General features: G+C 52.8%; 17 protein-coding genes. 4 read left to right on the forward strand and 13 right to left on the reverse strand.

The window, feature by feature from the left end:
* Positions 1-2,139, forward strand: a complete 2,139-nt coding sequence (pta, locus tag R9X49_RS10570; protein WP_319848309.1) for a phosphate acetyltransferase — start codon at positions 1-3, stop codon at positions 2,137-2,139.
* 110 nt (positions 2,140-2,249) lie between these two features.
* Here the strand turns inward: pta and yfcD are convergent, their stop codons facing one another.
* Positions 2,250-2,900, reverse strand: coding sequence for an NUDIX hydrolase YfcD (yfcD, locus tag R9X49_RS10575; RefSeq protein WP_319848310.1), 651 nt, complete (start codon positions 2,898-2,900; stop codon positions 2,250-2,252).
* A gap of 321 nt (positions 2,901-3,221) precedes the next feature.
* Complete coding sequence (yfcE, locus tag R9X49_RS10580) at positions 3,222-3,773, reverse strand: phosphodiesterase (protein WP_319848311.1); 552 nt, start codon at positions 3,771-3,773, stop codon at positions 3,222-3,224.
* Between the two features lie 262 nt (positions 3,774-4,035).
* Between yfcE and yfcG the strand changes: the two genes are divergently transcribed.
* The 3 genes from yfcG (at position 4,036) to R9X49_RS10595 (ending at position 6,082) form a co-directional block, all read left to right on the forward strand.
* Positions 4,036-4,662 (forward strand): GSH-dependent disulfide bond oxidoreductase, encoded by a 627-nt coding sequence (gene yfcG, locus R9X49_RS10585; RefSeq protein ID WP_319848312.1) that lies wholly within the window; start codon positions 4,036-4,038, stop codon positions 4,660-4,662.
* 125 nt (positions 4,663-4,787) lie between these two features.
* Positions 4,788-5,159, forward strand: a complete 372-nt coding sequence (gene folX / locus R9X49_RS10590; protein WP_319848313.1) for a dihydroneopterin triphosphate 2'-epimerase — start codon at positions 4,788-4,790, stop codon at positions 5,157-5,159.
* Between the two features lie 17 nt (positions 5,160-5,176).
* Positions 5,177-6,082 (forward strand): TIGR01777 family oxidoreductase, encoded by a 906-nt coding sequence (locus R9X49_RS10595; protein WP_319848314.1) that lies wholly within the window; start codon positions 5,177-5,179, stop codon positions 6,080-6,082.
* A gap of 48 nt (positions 6,083-6,130) precedes the next feature.
* Here R9X49_RS10595 and hisP read toward each other — a convergent pair whose 3' ends face one another.
* From hisP to R9X49_RS10650, 11 genes are all read right to left on the reverse strand, one after another.
* Entirely contained in the window at positions 6,131-6,904 is a 774-nt protein-coding gene (gene hisP / locus R9X49_RS10600) for a histidine ABC transporter ATP-binding protein HisP (protein WP_015840979.1), read from the reverse strand.
* A 15-nt stretch (positions 6,905-6,919) separates the two neighbouring features.
* Entirely contained in the window at positions 6,920-7,636 is a 717-nt protein-coding gene (locus tag R9X49_RS10605) for an ABC transporter permease (protein WP_015840980.1), read from the reverse strand.
* Complete coding sequence (locus tag R9X49_RS10610) at positions 7,629-8,318, reverse strand: histidine ABC transporter permease HisQ (protein ID WP_319848315.1); 690 nt, start codon at positions 8,316-8,318, stop codon at positions 7,629-7,631. Before R9X49_RS10610 ends, R9X49_RS10605 begins: the two co-directional genes overlap by 8 nt.
* A gap of 126 nt (positions 8,319-8,444) precedes the next feature.
* Positions 8,445-9,224 (reverse strand): lysine/arginine/ornithine ABC transporter substrate-binding protein, encoded by a 780-nt coding sequence (locus tag R9X49_RS10615; protein WP_015840982.1) that lies wholly within the window; start codon positions 9,222-9,224, stop codon positions 8,445-8,447.
* A 418-nt stretch (positions 9,225-9,642) separates the two neighbouring features.
* Positions 9,643-10,215 carry a UbiX family flavin prenyltransferase gene (locus tag R9X49_RS10620; protein ID WP_271877300.1) on the reverse strand — a complete coding sequence of 191 codons (573 nt, stop codon included), beginning with the start codon at positions 10,213-10,215 and terminating at the stop codon, positions 9,643-9,645.
* A 198-nt stretch (positions 10,216-10,413) separates the two neighbouring features.
* The gene (gene purF, locus R9X49_RS10625) at positions 10,414-11,931 is read right to left on the reverse strand and encodes an amidophosphoribosyltransferase (RefSeq protein WP_319848316.1); all 1,518 of its coding nucleotides are present in this window, start codon (positions 11,929-11,931) and stop codon (positions 10,414-10,416) included.
* Between the two features lie 21 nt (positions 11,932-11,952).
* Positions 11,953-12,453, reverse strand: a complete 501-nt coding sequence (cvpA, locus tag R9X49_RS10630) for a colicin V production protein (protein ID WP_180741931.1) — start codon at positions 12,451-12,453, stop codon at positions 11,953-11,955.
* Positions 12,454-12,771: 318 nt separating this feature from the next.
* Positions 12,772-13,539 carry a cell division protein DedD gene (gene dedD, locus R9X49_RS10635; RefSeq protein ID WP_319848317.1) on the reverse strand — a complete coding sequence of 256 codons (768 nt, stop codon included), beginning with the start codon at positions 13,537-13,539 and terminating at the stop codon, positions 12,772-12,774.
* Positions 13,529-14,797: a bifunctional tetrahydrofolate synthase/dihydrofolate synthase gene (gene folC, locus R9X49_RS10640; protein ID WP_319848318.1), complete on the reverse strand. Its 1,269-nt coding sequence runs from the start codon at positions 14,795-14,797 to the stop codon at positions 13,529-13,531. The genes dedD and folC overlap by 11 nt, the downstream gene beginning before the upstream one ends.
* A gap of 105 nt (positions 14,798-14,902) precedes the next feature.
* Positions 14,903-15,820, reverse strand: coding sequence for an acetyl-CoA carboxylase, carboxyltransferase subunit beta (gene accD / locus R9X49_RS10645; protein ID WP_319848319.1), 918 nt, complete (start codon positions 15,818-15,820; stop codon positions 14,903-14,905).
* A 224-nt stretch (positions 15,821-16,044) separates the two neighbouring features.
* A complete protein-coding gene (locus tag R9X49_RS10650; RefSeq protein WP_319848637.1) occupies positions 16,045-16,707 on the reverse strand; it encodes a DedA family protein in 663 nt (220 codons plus the stop codon).
* Between the last annotated feature and the right edge of the window lie 110 nt (positions 16,708-16,817).

The following is a 16,817-nucleotide window of genomic DNA, read 5'->3' on the forward strand; positions in this document are numbered from 1 at the left end:
GTGTCCCGTATAATCATGTTGATCCCAACTGGCACCAGCGTCGGTCTGACAAGCGTCAGCCTGGGTGTCATCCGTTCCATGGAACAGAAAGGCGTTCGCCTGAGCGTGTTCAAACCTATCGCCCAGCCGCGCAGTGGCGACAATACGCCAGATCAAACGACCACCATTATTCGTGCGAATTCCGCTATCAATGCCGCCGAGCCGCTGGCGATGAGCCGCGTTGAAGCCCTGCTGAGCTCCAACCAGCAAGACGTGCTGATGGAAGAAATCATCGCGCGCTATCACGAAAATACCAAAGACGCCGAAGTCGTTCTGGTTGAAGGTCTGGTTCCTACCCGTAAGCACCAGTTTGCTAACGCATTGAACTATGAAATCGCCAAAACGCTGAACGCAGAAATCGTCTTCGTACTGGCGCTGGGTAACGACTCTCCGGCACAGCTGAAAGACCGTATCGAACTGGCGCGTTCCAGCTTCGGCGGCAGCAAAAACAAAAACATCACTGGCGTGATCATCAACAAACTGAATGCGCCGGTAGATGAGCAGGGTCGTACTCGCCCTGACCTGTCTGAAATCTTTGATGACTCCACGAAAGCCAGCGTTGCCAACATCGATCCGAAGCAGCTGTTCGCTAACAGCCCGCTGCCGGTGCTGGGCTGCATTCCATGGAGCTTTGACCTGATCGCAACGCGCGCCATTGATATGGCGAAGCACCTGAATGCGCGTATCGTCAACGAAGGTGACATTCAAACGCGTCGCGTTAAATCTGTGACCTTCTGCGCACGCAGCATTCCTCATATGCTGGAGCACTTCCGCCCGGGTTCACTGCTGGTGACCTCCGCCGATCGTCCTGATGTGCTGGTTGCCGCCTGTCTGGCTGCCATGAACGGCGTGGAAATCGGTGCTCTGCTGCTGACCGGCGGTTACGAAATGGATCCGAGCATCGCCAAGTTGTGCGAGCGCGCCTTCCAGACTGGTCTGCCTGTATTTATGGTTAACACCAACACCTGGCAGACGTCACTCAGCCTGCAAAGCTTCAACCTTGAAGTACCGGCTGATGACCGTCAACGCGTTGAGAAAGTGCAGGAATACGTTGCACGCCATATCGATACCCAGTGGATCGATTCTCTGAGCGCAGAGTCTGAGCGTTCACGTCGTCTGTCTCCACCGGCGTTCCGCTATCAGCTCACCGAGCTGGCGCGTAAAGCAGGCAAACGCATCGTTCTGCCAGAGGGTGATGAGCCGCGTACCGTTAAAGCCGCCGCTATCTGTGCTGAACGCGGTATCGCTCACTGTGTGCTGATCGGTAACCCGGAAGAGATTCAACGCGTTGCCGCCGCTCAGGGTGTAGAACTGGGCAAAGGCATTGAAATCGTCGATCCAATTGTTGTACGTGAGCGCTATGTTGCGCGTCTGGTTGAGCTGCGTAAGAGCAAGGGTATGACCGAAGTGGTTGCGCGCGAACAGCTCGAAGACAACGTGGTTCTCGGTACGCTGATGCTGGAACAGGGTGAAGTTGACGGTCTGGTTTCTGGTGCCGTTCACACCACTGCTAACACCATCCGTCCGCCGTTGCAGCTGATCAAAACGGCACCGGGCAGTTCTCTGGTATCTTCTGTCTTCTTCATGCTGCTGCCTGAGCAGGTTCTGGTTTACGGCGACTGCGCCATCAACCCAGATCCAACCGCAGAGCAGTTGGCTGAAATCGCTATCCAGTCTGCTGATTCCGCTACTGCATTCGGCATCGACCCACGCGTTGCGATGATCTCTTACTCCACCGGTAACTCCGGCGCAGGTAGCGATGTAGAGAAAGTGCGTGAAGCAACCCGTCTGGCGCAGGAAAAACGTCCTGACCTGGTCATCGATGGTCCGTTGCAGTACGACGCCGCTATCATGGCAGACGTTGCACAGTCTAAAGCACCGAACTCGCCAGTTGCGGGTAAAGCGACCGTGTTCATCTTCCCTGACCTGAACACCGGTAACACCACGTACAAAGCGGTACAGCGTTCAGCCGACCTGATCTCCATCGGGCCAATGCTGCAAGGCATGCGTAAACCGGTTAACGACCTGTCTCGTGGCGCACTGGTAGACGACATCGTTTACACCGTCGCTCTGACCGCCATTCAGGCTACACAGCTCTAATCATCTTCATGATGATGTAAATGCCAGCCTTCGGGCTGGCATTTTTATTTGGAAGGAGAGCAAGGAGAAATGCCGCAGTGGAGAAAAAGCCGCGGCGAGGCGGGAACAGATTATTTCTGCGAATCCGTTTCCGATGGAGCAACGCTGCTGTCGTTCTCATCATGAACATTGTCATGATTAACGACAGATGTCTCAGCAGCCTCTACCACCTCATTCAGCTTGCGTGAAATCGGCTTGCCGTATTCCCGATCGCTATAGCGCGTCAGCCACAGCGACAGAGCTTTGAGGGAATCAGGCGTAAACTCATCGCAGCGCGCAGTGATCTCTTGCGGCGTCAGCCAGCTGACTTCATCCACTTCTTCTTCCTGTAACGCAAACGGCCCATGAGTGACGCAGCTGAACAGCCCGCCCCACACCCGGCAATTTTCGCCTTCGTAATAGAACAAGCCGTGTTCTGCGAATGGCACGCCAGCAATACCAAGTTCTTCTTCCGCTTCACGACGAGCGGATTCCAACATTTGCTCACCGCTTTGCACCACACCACCTGCGGTCGCGTCCAGCCAGCCTGGATAGAAGTCTTTGATTTTGGTCCGGCGTTGCACCAGAATTTTACCCATTCCATCATGCACAACAATGTAAGTAGCACGATGACGAAGACTCTGCGCACGCATCTGCTGACGACTTGACTGAGCAATTACCTCGTTGTTTTCATTGACGATATCAACCCACTCTGTGCCTGCTGCCTGACTTTGTTCCGCCATCCTCTGAAACCCTTTAGTATTGGCGCGTTGCTACGCGCGTCTGTTTTAAATGATCGATCTTTGCTGTGAATCTTCCCTGCTACCTTGGCATTATTCAAGGTCAAAAGCAGGGTATATATCCGTCATACTTCAAGTTACATGTACGTTGGCTACGTTCAAATACTCGGCCCGTCGTGGGCCTCGCCCTGAAGGGCCGCTGCAAGCAGCGTTCAAATCTGCTCCCGGCAGATTTGTCACCCGAATCACTTACCTGAGTAAGCTCATCGGGATTCCTTCTCTTGCCGCCTTCCTGAAACTCGAATTATTTAGGATATAGCTAAATTAGTGTCTAATCGCGACCTGTGCAATAGGCTCGCCGCCGTGTAACGGCAGAACCCGCAGCGCGTCTTGTTCAAGCAAGCCATAGCTCGCAGGGAATCCCCCTTTCGGCAAGCTCACTGAACCGGGATTGAAAAAATAATATTCACCGCGTCGCTCGGCAACCGGGATATGGGTATGACCATATACCAGCACATCCCCCGCGCGTAACGGCGGCAGATTATCTGGATGATAAAGATGACCGTGCGTCAGGAAAAGGCGATTCTGCGGTAATAGCACATGTTGCCACGGTGCCGTGATCGGAAAGGTCAACAACATCTGATCAACCTCACTATCGCAATTCCCCCGCACGGCGATGATACGTGACGCATAGGCATTCAGCCGGACAGCCACTTCTGCGGGCTGATAGTTCTCCGGCAGCGGATTACGTGGGCCATGATTGAGAAAATCGCCCAATAAAATAAGCCAGTCGGCATGACTCTGCTCAAAGATCTCCAGCACACGCTCCGTCGCGCTAAGAGAACCGTGTATATCGGACGCAAACATCAATTTCATCGTTATCTCCACCGCATGTATATCCACAATGCTATACCCACAACACCCGCATCCTTCATCAGACGTAGTCTACCAAAGTTGGCGAGGCGCTTCCGGTGAAGATCGCTCAACGACGTGCGTCATCGCTTATTTTTCACCCGCAGAAGTGGTAGGGTAAGAGCCCGTTCCCCAATACGCTATTCTGACAGCGCATCGCTCTTTGAAGCGATCAACTGCCATACAGTCCATGATGTTTTTCTGAATTAAAACGGAGACTTGATTCATGATTGACCTGTATTACGCACCAACCCCTAACGGGCACAAGATCACCCTGTTTCTGGAAGAAGCGAATCTCCCCTACCAGCTCCACCGTGTCAATATCAGCAAAGGCGAACAGTTCAGGCCGGAATTTCTGGCAATCTCGCCTAACAACAAAATTCCCGCGATTGTCGATACGCAGCCAGCGGAAGGCGGCACGCCTATCAGCCTGTTTGAATCTGGCGCGATCCTGCTTTATCTGGCGGAAAAGCACGGCGTGCTGTTGAGCTCGTCGCTACGTGAGCGCACGGCCACGCTACAGTGGCTGTTCTGGCAGGTCGCCGGTTTTGGGCCCATGCTGGGGCAGAATCATCATTTTAACCACTATGCGCCTCAGCCAGTGCCTTACGCCATTGAACGCTATCAGCAGGAGACACAGCGCCTTTACCGCGTGCTGGATAAACACCTGCAAGACAGTCCGTGGCTAGCGGGAGAGCATTACAGCATCGCCGATATCGCGACGTACCCGTGGGTGGTTTCTTATGCCCGCCAGCGCGTCGACCTTGATGATTATCCGGCGGTAAAAGCGTGGTATACGCGTATTAGCGAGCGCCCGGCAACGCAACGGGCCTATCAGCTCGCCGAGCAATAAAATTCTGGCATCATCTCGTTCGGCCTTTAGGTATCTTCTGCTATGGTAATCAATATATTGTCGTTAATGATACCCCCTGACGCTGCGGTTTAGCCGCAGTAACAGAAGCAACCGAGGGCCGAGCAATGCCACATCACTATTCTGACGCCATTATTCGTATAAAAAATCTGCGGCTGCGCACTTTCATCGGTATCAAAGATGAGGAAATCACGAATAAGCAGGATGTGATCATCAACGTTGTGATTCACTACCCAGCAGAGCAGGCGCGCAACAGCGAGAATATCGCCGATGCGCTGAACTACCGCACCATCACCAAAAGCATTATTCGTCACGTCGAAGATAACCGCTTCGCTTTGCTGGAAAAATTAACGCAGGATGTGCTCAACATCGCCAGCGAGCATGAATGGATAACCTATGCTGAAGTAGAAGTAGATAAACCGTTTGCCCTGCGATACGCCGATTCGGTTTCCATGACCCTGCGTTATCACAAGGCATAAAGATAGGGAGAGGGGAGATGCAACTACTTATAACAGGCGGAACCGGCCTTATTGGCCGCCATCTTATCCAACGATTACAGCTGCTTTCCCATCACATTACGGTACTGACACGCGATCCTGAGCGTGCCCGAGGTGTTCTCGGCAATCAGGTGGAATATTGGTCAACGCTGAATAATATCACCTCACTGAACGACTTTGATGGCGTCATCAATTTGGCCGGCGAGCCTATCGCCGACAAGCGCTGGACGCCACAGCAAAAACAGCTGCTGGCAAAGAGCCGCTGGAACATCACCGAGCAACTCGCCACGCTGATAAAAGCCAGCAGTGAACCACCTGCCGTTTTTATCTCAGGTTCTGCTGTCGGGTATTATGGCGATCAGGGAGAAGCGCTGGTTACGGAAGATGAATCTCCGGTTGATGAATTCACGCATCACCTGTGCGCCCGCTGGGAAGCGCTGGCGCAGTCTGCCGAAAGCGATAAAACCCGCGTTTGCCTGCTGCGCACTGGCATTGTTCTTGCGGCACAGGGCGGTGCACTGGCAAAAATGCTGCCGCTTTTCCGGCTCGGGCTTGGCGGGCCGATGGGTTCTGGCAAGCAATATATGCCGTGGATTCATATTGATGACATGGTTAACGGTATTATTTACCTGCTAGACCAACCGATATTGAGCGGCCCCTTCAACATGGTTGCGCCCTATCCGGTCCATAATGAGCAATTCTCCGCCACGCTGGCACACGTCCTGGATCGCCCCGGTTTTCTGCGAGCGCCCGCTTTTGCGATCAAATTACTGATGGGAGAAGCCTCGACGCTGGTGCTGGGCGGCCAGCGCGCCATTCCACAGCGGCTAGAAGCCGCAGGCTTTGGTTTCCGCTTCTTTGAGCTGGAAGAAGCCCTACAGGACGTCATCAAGAAACCGAGCTGACTCAGTGCTGAGAGAAACCTGTGGGCTGATAACCATCAGCCCCAAAACCTACTTCAACGCGCCGGACAGAAACTGCTGTAAACGCGCACTTTTCGGGCTCCCGAAAAGCTGATCCGGTGGCCCTTCTTCTTCAATTACGCCCTGATGTAAAAAGATAACGTGGCTGGAAACATGGCGGGCAAACTCCATTTCATGCGTCACCACCACCATCGTTTTCCCTTCCTCCGCAAGCTGCTGCATGATGCGCAACACCTCGCCGACTAGTTCAGGATCGAGCGCTGACGTAGGCTCATCAAATAATAACACTTCCGGTTCCATCGCCAGCGCTCGCGCAATCGACACGCGCTGCTGCTGACCACCAGAGAGATCAGACGGGTATTTCTGCTGGGCAGAATCGGTGATCCCAACTTTGTTCAGATAGAACACCGCCCGCTCGCGCGCTTCCGCCTTGCTAAGTCCTAATACTTGAATCGGCGCTTCCATTACGTTTTCCAACGCGGTCATGAAGCTCCACAAGTTGAAATGCTGAAACACCATCGTCAGGCGCGTCCGCAGCATCTGAAGCTGCTTTTTATCAAACACCTTCAGCTGTCCGTCAGTATCTCGCACCATGCGAATTTCCTGATCGCTAACGTAAATCGCCCCTTCGCAGGGCTTTTCCAGAAAATTAATGCAACGCAGTAAGGTGCTTTTTCCCGAACCGGACGAGCCAATAATTGAAATAACGTCACCCGCTTTCGCTTGTAATGAGATCCCTTTTAGCACCTCATGCTGGCCATAGCGTTTACGCAGTTCCGTCACCATCAGTTTGTTATTCGACATACTTTTTTCCTGCGTTTAATGAGATGAACGGGTATAAAGATGACGTAACCAGCGCCGTTCCGCCCTTCTGAACAGCCCGATTAATACAAATGAAATCGCCAGATAGATAACCGCAGCAATACCAAATGCATAAAACGGCTGGTAGGTTGCGGCGTTGATATCTCGTGCAATCTTCAGAATATCCGGTACGGTTACGGTGAAGGCCAGCGCCGTAGAATGCAGCATCAGAATCACTTCGTTGCTGTAAGCTGGCAGCGCAATACGCAACGCCCCCGGCAAAATGATGCAGCGATACTGCTTAAAGCGAGAAAATCCGTATGCTCTGGCCGCTTCAATTTCCCCATGAGGCACCGCGCGGATGGCGCCTGCGAAAATTTCTGTCGTATACGCACAGGTATTTAGCGCCAACGCCAAAATGGCACAGTTTAGCCCGCTGCGAAAAAAGGCATTCAGCAAGTCGGTACCGCGCACGATCTCCAGACTATACACGCCGGAATAGAACACCAGAAGCTGCACATAGAGCGGCGTACCGCGGAACACGTAAGTAAATAACCACACCGGAAAGCTGAACCGACGTCGCGGCGACACGCGAGCAATCGCCAGCGGCAACGCCATCAGTCCACCGATGACCACCGAAGAAATGAGCAGCCAGAGCGTCATCGCCAGCCCGGTCAGACGGTAACCATCGCTCCACAGTAGCGGCTGCCAATATTGTTGCAGGATCTCACTCATAGTTTACTTTCTTGACTCCCTGCGAATAGTGCCTTTCCAGCCACCACAACACGCCGTTAGAAACGGTGGTAAAAATCAGGTACATCGCCCCAGCAACCAACGCAAAATAAAACGGTTCATGTGCGCCCTTGCCAGCCAGCTGCGTCGCTTTAATCACATCATTCAGGCCAAGCAGTGACACCAGCGCCGTGGCTTTCAGGATCACCTGCCAGTTATTGCCAATACCCGGTAGCGCAAAGCGCATCATGGAAGGAAACAGAATACGGCGGAACACCTTTATAGGAGAAAAACCGAATGCCACAGCCGCTTCGATTTGCCCACGTGGCACGGCAAGATAGGCACCGCGAAAGGTTTCCGTGAAATATGCACCATAAATAAAGCCCAGCGTAATAATCCCGGCGGTCAAAGGGTCGATATCAATCTGCGCTATCCCTATCGATTCCGTCACGCCGTTTAAGACGATTTGCAAGCCATAGAAAATCAGCAGCATCAGCACCAGATCGGGAATGCCGCGAATCAGCGTGGTATAGCAGGAAAAACACCCTGCCAGCAGCCGGTTGGAAGACAGCTTAGCCGATGCGCCAACCAGGCCGATAGCCAGCGCCAGCACCAGCGAACTCGCTGCCAGCTCCAGCGTCATGATGGCACCGTCCAGAATTAGCTGGGAATAGCCATAAAGCATCAATGATATCCGTTGAAATAGCGGTTAATGGCACAGTGCGTCATCGGCAGGAATACGACACGGGAGGAACGGTCCCATGTCGTAGGCCCTGCGATTCCGCTACAGAGTGTGAATCGTTAGGAGAAATTAGCCGCCGTAGACGTCAAAATCGAAGTATTTTTTCGCGAAGGTATCGTAGGTACCGTCTTTACGCATCTCTTCAAAGGCTTTATCCAGCGCGGCTTTCAGTTCGGTATCCGCTTTACGCAGACCCATCCCCGTCCCCACACCGAAGAACTTGTCATCTTTTACTGCCGGACCAGCAAACGCGTAGTCTTTGCCCATATCAAGCTTCAGGAAACCTTCACTTCCCGCCACTTCATCCTGAAAAGCGGCATCGATACGGCCTGCGGTCAGGTCTGCATAAATCAGATCCTGATTTTGGTAAGCCACAACCTCAACGCCTTTTGGCTGCCAGTTCGCGTTAGCAAATGCCTCCTGTGTCGATGCCTGCAACACACCGACACGCTTGCCGCCCAGAGACGCCAGCGTTGGCTCGATACTCGCGCCCTTCTTCGCAATCAGACGCGCATTGGCAGCATACAGCTTCTCGGTGAAGGCAATTTCCTGCTGGCGTTTTTCGGTGATGGACAGAGAAGAGATAATGGCATCAATTTTTTTAGCTTTAAGGGAAGGAATTAATGCGTCAAAGTCACTTTCCACAAACGTACAGTTAGCCTGAATGCGTTTGCACAGCTCTTTCGCCAGATCGATATCAAACCCAACCAGTTCGCCGCTGGCGTTTTTGGACTCAAAGGGAGCATAGGTCGGATCGGTGCCGATTTTAATATTCTTAGGAATTTCCGCCATCGCGCTGCCCGCAGCCAGAATGAGTGCCAACGGCAAAACTTTGATCAGTTTCTTCATATTGCTACCCTTATCATGAGTGATTGATGTTATGTTCGTCAATGTCGGAACAGATATCGATTTATTGTTTTAAAAATGAACGATGTGAGTGCTATTTGTTTTTTAATGCCGACGATTACCGTTTTCATTAGCAAGCAGTTTTCATGCCACAATGAACGCAGGGACATCGTAAAAGTCTCATAGGCAGTTCATGCAGAAACTAATGAATAACTGTTTGATTATGAAATATTTTCTATAGAACTTTTCGACGCGTAATAATAAGAATAGATAACATTGCCATGAATACAAAAACTCAAGCGCACCATTTAGGTGCTCTCGTGCGCAAAATTGGTGCAATGTGATAAAAAGGCACAAAAAAAGGGCAGTAACACTTTACTGCCCGGAGAGAAGAAAACGGCACGCGTTAGCGTCTATCCTGCTACGACGCACCTTGCCAGCGGATAAAGAGATCTTTCGGCAGCGCGATATCAAACTGGTCCAGAATACGATTCACCGTCTGATCGACAATATCCTGCACACTTTCTGGGCGATGATAGAACGCAGGCACAGGCGGCATGATTATCGCCCCCAGCTCAACGGCGGTAGTCATCAGTCGTAAATGCCCTAAATGCAGCGGTGTTTCACGCACTCCCAGCACCAAAGGACGACGCTCCTTCAGCACCACATCGGCAGCGCGGGTTAGTAGGTTATCGCTGTAGCTGTGCACAATGCCGGACAGGGTTTTTATCGAACAGGGTAAAATCACCATCCCCGCCGTTTTAAACGACCCCGAAGAGACGCTGGCAGCGATATCACGCGTGTCATGCACCACATCAGCCAGCGCCTGCACATCACGCAGACTAAAATCTGTTTCTAACGCCAGCGTCTGCCGGGCGGCCTGACTCATGATCAAATGTGTTTCGATACCTTCCAGCGTTTGTAAAACCTGTAGCAGTCGGACGCCGTAAATAACGCCGCTGGCGCCGGAAATCCCTACAATGAGTCGCTTCATTCGTACCGCCTCTGGCTGACCGCGTAAGCAAAAACGCGGAAAAATCATCTGCGCAAACTTTGCCGCATTGACTGGCGATAAGCAAGGATAAGCACCGAAACCCTGTTTTCTCTATGCAATTTTTCTCTACATACAACAAAGGGGGAGGACACTTTCGCGCCCTCCCCCTTCGATGAAGCCTTAACGTACAGTTAGCCGTTAGCCTTCGTTATGCAATTCCAGATCTTCAACTTCATTCTGGCTACGCAACGCCTTGGCGTCGTCGTTGCGCAAGATTTCCAGATAATCCAGATAGCCTTGATCGACATCCTTCGTCACGTAAATCCCGTTGAACACCGAGCATTCAAACTGAGCAATGTCCGGGTTATCTTCACGTGCAGCGTCGATCAGATCGTCAAGATCCTGGAAAATAAGTGCATCGGCACCAATAATCTTACAGATCTCATCCACTTCACGACCGTGAGCAATCAGCTCATTAACGCTCGGCATGTCGATGCCATACACGTTAGGGAAGCGAATTTCCGGTGCCGCCGAGGCCAGATAAACACGTTTGGCTCCAGCTTCACGCGCCATCTCCACAATCTGCTCCGACGTTGTACCGCGCACGATGGAGTCATCCACCAGCAGCACATTCTTATCACGGAATTCAGCGCGGTTGGCGTTCAGTTTACGGCGAACCGATTTCTTACGCGCCTGCTGTCCCGGCATGATAAACGTACGACCAACATAGCGGTTTTTCACAAATCCCTGACGATACGGCTTGTTGATGATGCGCGCGATTTCCAGCGCGATATCACAAGAGGTCTCAGGAATCGGGATCACGACATCAATATCGAGATCTTCCCACTGACGTGCAATCTTTTCACCAAGCTTCTGGCCCATGCGAACACGTGCGCTGTAGACCGAGATTTTATCGATGAAAGAGTCCGGGCGAGCGAAGTAGACATATTCGAACAGGCATGGGTTGCTCTTTGGATTCTCTGCACACTGGCGGGTAAACAGCTGCCCTTTTTCCGTAATGTAGATCGCTTCTCCCGGCGCAACATCGCGTAAAAATTCAAAGCCCAGCGTATCCAGCGCGACGCTTTCTGACGCCACCATGTATTCGCTGCGGCCATCTTCCAGATCGCGTTTACCAATCACCAGCGGGCGAATCCCGTTAGGATCGCGGAAAGCCACCATGCCGTGACCGATAATCATGCCAACACAGGCATAGGCACCGCGAATTTGCTGGTGCGTCGCGGCAACGGCCGCAAAAATATTATCGGCTTCCAGCGGGTAATGTTGGAAACGGTCCAGCTCTCTGGCAAAAATGTTCAGCAGAATTTCAGAATCAGACGTGGTGTTAACGTGACGACGCTCCTGCTCGAACAGCTTTTTACGCAGTTCATGGGCGTTAGTCAGGTTACCGTTGTGGGCCAACGTGATACCGAACGGAGAGTTAACATAGAAAGGCTGTGCTTCCGAGGCGCTGGAGCTGCCTGCGGTTGGATAACGCACATGGCCAAGCCCCATGTTTCCCTGTAGGCGTTGCATGTGCCGCGCTTCAAACACATCTTTCACCAGGCCATTGGCCTTACGCAGGCGAAAACAATTAAAGGCATCGATGGTCACAATACCCGCTGCATCCTGCCCACGGTGTTGCAACACCGTTAACGCGTCATAAATCGACTGGTTGACCGGTGTAAAACCGGCGATACCGACAATACCGCACATGGTGTCTTTTCCTCATCAGCGCTACCGCAGCGGTAAATGCTGCGGCAAGAAACTTGACGTGCTTTGCAGGTAGTCAAAAAACCACCTGATAATATAACTGAACTGCGGGATTAACTGGGACTGCTTCCAGTCATCACTTTGTGAAAAACCGGTGAAAGTATCCAGAAAGAATAGCAGTGCGGAAACGATCAGCACCCCGCGTAGCGCACCAAAACAGATGCCCAGAACGCGATCGGTGCCGGATAATCCGGTACGTTCAACTAGCGAACTAATCGCATAGTTGACGATAGCCCCCACAATCAACGTTGCAACAAACAGAATGGCAATCGCGATACCGTTACGCACCAGCTCATCATCAAAACGGGTGAAGTAGACCGCGAGGTACGCGTAGTAATGGCTGGCGACAAAAAAAGCACATCCCCAGGTTACTAACGACAGCGCTTCACGAACAAACCCCCGGATCAGGCTAACCAGAGCCGAAAAACCGATGATGCCAATAATGACGTAATCAACCCAAACCATGAACGATCCTAATAATGAACGATGCTACCGATAAGCCGCTACGTCATCCTGTTCGCGGCGCATTCTAACAGAAAAAGAAAACGTTTGCGTAGCGTATTTCCGCCGATTTCATCAATAGATAATCAGGCGAAAAAACCAGCAACACATCGTGCCTGATTCCATTAACTGTCGGCATAACAAAATCAACAACAGGCCACTCAAAACGAGTGCGGGGCGGAGCATCACGCCTATGAGCCCCATCCCCGCAGCCTGCCTCTTCTACTTATTACGCGGCAGACAACAGACAATCCACCCCGTTATTTTCACGCTTAACCAGCCTTAACGAACGGAATGTGCACGCACCTGCCCGCTGAGTCCGCTGAGTTGTTGCAGCTCACCCAGTGAAGACTCCAGCTTCTGCTTCGAGGCATCCGGCCCCACGTAAATACGGGTGATTTGCCCTGAAACCGGCGTTGACGGTACGGTATACGCACGATATCCAGAGAGACGCAATTTGGCGACAATCTCGTTCACCTTATCCGCGTTTTTCAGCGCACCGAGCTGAACAATATAAGCCTGTCCGACGGGCGCTTGCTGCGTCGGCTGTGTTTCAGGCTTCACTTCCGGTTTGGGTTCCGGTTTAGGCTCAGACTTCGGTTTCACTTCCGGCTTCACCTCAGGTTTTGGCTGAGGCTTCGGCGTCACCGGCGCTGGGGTCTGAACCGGCGGACGCTCAACCACCACTGGTGGCGCCGTCATCGTTGGCGTACTGCCAGAATGGGATGATGGCGGCGTCTGCGTCGGGGTTTCAGGTGCTGTCGTTGCCGATGAATTAGCTGCCGATGATCTCGCGTCAGATGCTTCGGCTTCCGGGCTGTTCTGCATCGCCGCTTCTGCCCCTTCTGGCGGCTGACTCGGCAGCGACGGGTTCAGCGCAGGCAGCGATTCCATCTCATTGCTATCACCCGGTTTAGGGATCAGCGGAATCGACGCAAACTCGTCCTCGTAGTGCTTTTTCTTACCATCCAGCAGACCGGGTAAGACGATCACACCCAGCGCGACCAGAATGACCGTACCCACCAGGCGATTCTGAAATTTACTCGCCATTCGCCTTCTCCTCATCCAGCGCTTCCATCACATGCGCTACCGTATGAAAAGATCCACACACAATGACGATATCCTGCTCCGCGGCCTCGGACATCGCCTGCTGCCAGGCGGTCACGACATCGGGGAACGATTGACTGCGCGTCAGGTGCTCGGCAATCTGCTGCGCGGTGGCGCCACGCGGCCCTTCCAGCGGGGCACAATACCACTCATCCACCAACGGCGTTAAGTGGGCCAGCGTACCGGCAATATCTTTATCCGACAGCATGCCAACGACAGCCCGCACTTTTCCGGTTGTCGGCAAGGCGGCCAAACGGTTTGCCAGATACGCCGCCGCATGGGGGTTGTGTGCAACATCAAGAATCAATCGCGGTGATTCCTGCACCGTCTGAAAACGACCAGGCAATGTCGCGTGCCGTAAACCCTGCCGGATCGCGTCTTCGCTCACATTGAGTGACGAATAGTGCAGTGCAGCCAGCGCCGTGGCGGCATTGGCCAACGGGACATTGGGTAATGGCAGCCGTGATAACTCACGCTGCTTATCCTGCCAGCTCCATGTTTCGCGCTGAACGGAATAGTCCCAGTCGCGACCACGACGCCGCAGCTGTGCACCTTTCTCAGCGGCAACATCGGCAATCGTTCCCGGCATATCCGGCTCGCCGACAACGGCAGGTTTACTCTGTCGGAATATCCCGGCTTTCTCACGGCCAATACTTTCCCGATCGTTCCCTAACCAGTCGGTATGGTCGATCGCAATGCTGGTGACGACGGAGACATCCGCATCCACAATATTGGTGGCGTCCAGACGCCCACCGAGCCCCACTTCCAGAATGACGACATCCAGGTTCGCCTGCTTAAAGAGCTGCAGCGCCGACAGCGTACCGAATTCAAAATAGGTGAGCGATACCGCCCCTCTTCCTGCTTCGATATCCGCAAACGCCTGAGTGTGCTGCGCCTCAGGCAATTCTTTACCCTGAATACGCACCCGCTCGGTATAGCGAACAAGATGGGGGGAACTGTACACGCCAACCCGCAGCCCTGCGGCCAGCAGAATGGATTCCAGCGTACAACAGGTGGTTCCCTTGCCGTTCGTCCCCGCGACGGTGAAAATCGTTGCGGCAGGCTGTAGCAGTTGGAGATGTTCAGCAACCTGCTTAACGCGCTCCAGACCTAAATCAATGGCCTGAGCGTGCAGGTGCTCAAGATAATGAAGCCACGTGACCAAAGGTGACGTGGCTTGAGGTATTTGAAGAGTATCCATGAGTCCCGTTCACTGGCTTACGGTTCATTGCGGGCAGAGCGTGCACGTTACTACTCGGTCGAGAACGACGTGGTCGAGTACCACACGCCCAGCCCATCATGTCAATTATGCGTCATCCTGTGATGATTCAGACGGCGCATCGCTGCGGATTTCCACGTCATCGTTGCTCGGTTCTGGATGATTCGTCAGTTTGGCAAGAATGGTGGCCAGCTTGTAGCGCATTTCCGGACGACGAACGATCATATCGATCGCCCCTTTCTCAATCAGGAATTCGCTACGCTGGAAGCCCGGCGGCAGCTTTTCACGCACGGTTTGCTCGATAACGCGTGGACCGGCAAAACCGATCAGCGCTTTCGGCTCGGCAATGTTCAGATCGCCCAGCATCGCCAGACTCGCGGAAACACCGCCCATCGTCGGGTCAGTCAGCACGGAGATATAAGGCAAGCCGCGCTCACGCATTTTTGCCAACGCCGCACTGGTTTTCGCCATTTGCATCAGCGACATCAGCGCTTCCTGCATACGCGCACCGCCACTGGCAGAGAAGCAGACCAGCGGGCAGCCGTCTTCCAATGCCTGCTCAACGGCACGCACAAAACGCGCGCCCACAACAGACGCCATTGAGCCGCCCATGAAAGAAAACTCAAACGATGCAGCCACAACCGGCATGCCGTACAGCGTGCCTTTCATGACGATCAGCGCATCTTTCTCATCGGACTGTTTCTGCGCAGAAACCAGACGATCTTTATATTTTTTGGAGTCCCGGAATTTCAGGACATCCTTCGGCTCCAGTTCGCTTCCCAGCTCAACAGTGCTTTCTTTATCCAGAAACGCCTGTAGACGGTTACGTGCGGAAAGACGCATATGGTGATCGCACTTCGGGCAGACCCCCAGATTACGCTCCAACTCGGCACGATAAAGAACCTGACCGCAGCTATCACATTTTGTCCAGACCCCTTCAGGAATGTTCGCTTTACGGGTCGGTGTGATGTTGCTTTTGTTAAGAATTCGTTCAATCCAGCTCATTGATAACCTTTCTGCTTGAACCTGGCAAATGCCAGTCCGCTGTTCATGTTATTCCCTGACAACATTGCCAATGAAAAAATGCCTGAGACGCACGACAATCGCGGTACAAAGGCATCGGCACCCAGGGTGTTCCCAAGAACAGACCATAAATGCTGCCCATTAAACCATAACGCTCCGGTACTGTGGATAAAAAACTGGTCAAACCGGATGTTAAAATACTTCACTTATTTCACATTGCCGCGCGCGGCCGCTCTACGATGACGGACAATCTCAATAATGCCCGGCAGGATAGAGAGGAAAATAATCGCGACAATCAGTAATTTCAAATTTTCCTGCACGACCGGTAAATCGCCAAACAGGTAGCCTGCATAGGTGAATGACAGTACCCACAGCAGCGCACCAATGACATTATAGGCAGCAAAATGCCGATAGCTCATGTGTCCCATACCGGCAACAAACGGCGCAAATGTTCTCACAATCGGGACAAAGCGCGCCAGAATTATCGTCTTACCGCCGTGACGCGCGTAAAACGCATGCGTTTTATCCAGATAGCTGCGGCGGAAAATCTTCGAGTTCGGGTTGCTAAACAGCTTCTCGCCGAACAGTCGTCCAATCGTGTAGTTCACTGCATCGCCCGTAATCGCGGCAACAATCATCAGGAACACCATCGTGTGTACATTCAGATCGTTTGACGGCAGCGCCGCCAGCGCCCCTGCGACAAACAGCAGCGAATCGCCCGGCAGAAACGGTGTCACCACCAGCCCAGTTTCACAGAACAAAATCAGGAACAAAATGGCATAAACCCAGACACCATATTGCGCCACCAGTTCCGCCAGATGAACGTCAATGTGCAGAATAAAATCAATAATAAACTGTATAAATTCCATCACAACTTCTTCTCCCCAAAGTGTATACCGATTGCACGCGGTCGATATACGCAAGGCAGCCGGAATTCCCGCGTTGCCTTGCGTATAGCACGCCAAACAGCATCGTCCTT

The sequence above is a fragment of the Pectobacterium carotovorum genome (assembly GCF_033898505.1).
Taxonomy (GTDB): Bacteria; Pseudomonadota; Gammaproteobacteria; order Enterobacterales; family Enterobacteriaceae; genus Pectobacterium; species Pectobacterium carotovorum_J.

Bases quoted from the DNA above. Each gene is read 5' to 3' on its own strand.
- yfcD (WP_319848310.1), bottom strand. From the start codon at position 2,900: ATGGCGGAACAAAGTCAGGCAGCAGGCACAGAGTGGGTTGATATCGTC.
- yfcE (WP_319848311.1), bottom strand. From the start codon at position 3,773: ATGAAATTGATGTTTGCGTCCGATATACACGGTTCTCTTAGCGCGACG.
- yfcG (WP_319848312.1), top strand. From the start codon at position 4,036: ATGATTGACCTGTATTACGCACCAACCCCTAACGGGCACAAGATCACC.
- folX (WP_319848313.1), top strand. From the start codon at position 4,788: ATGCCACATCACTATTCTGACGCCATTATTCGTATAAAAAATCTGCGG.
- R9X49_RS10595 (WP_319848314.1), top strand. From the start codon at position 5,177: ATGCAACTACTTATAACAGGCGGAACCGGCCTTATTGGCCGCCATCTT.
- hisP (WP_015840979.1), bottom strand. From the start codon at position 6,904: ATGTCGAATAACAAACTGATGGTGACGGAACTGCGTAAACGCTATGGC.
- R9X49_RS10605 (WP_015840980.1), bottom strand. From the start codon at position 7,636: ATGAGTGAGATCCTGCAACAATATTGGCAGCCGCTACTGTGGAGCGAT.
- R9X49_RS10610 (WP_319848315.1), bottom strand. From the start codon at position 8,318: ATGCTTTATGGCTATTCCCAGCTAATTCTGGACGGTGCCATCATGACG.
- R9X49_RS10615 (WP_015840982.1), bottom strand. From the start codon at position 9,224: ATGAAGAAACTGATCAAAGTTTTGCCGTTGGCACTCATTCTGGCTGCG.
- R9X49_RS10620 (WP_271877300.1), bottom strand. From the start codon at position 10,215: ATGAAGCGACTCATTGTAGGGATTTCCGGCGCCAGCGGCGTTATTTAC.
- purF (WP_319848316.1), bottom strand. From the start codon at position 11,931: ATGTGCGGTATTGTCGGTATCGCCGGTTTTACACCGGTCAACCAGTCG.
- cvpA (WP_180741931.1), bottom strand. From the start codon at position 12,453: ATGGTTTGGGTTGATTACGTCATTATTGGCATCATCGGTTTTTCGGCT.
- dedD (WP_319848317.1), bottom strand. From the start codon at position 13,539: ATGGCGAGTAAATTTCAGAATCGCCTGGTGGGTACGGTCATTCTGGTC.
- folC (WP_319848318.1), bottom strand. From the start codon at position 14,797: ATGGATACTCTTCAAATACCTCAAGCCACGTCACCTTTGGTCACGTGG.
- accD (WP_319848319.1), bottom strand. From the start codon at position 15,820: ATGAGCTGGATTGAACGAATTCTTAACAAAAGCAACATCACACCGACC.
- R9X49_RS10650 (WP_319848637.1), bottom strand. From the start codon at position 16,707: ATGGAATTTATACAGTTTATTATTGATTTTATTCTGCACATTGACGTT.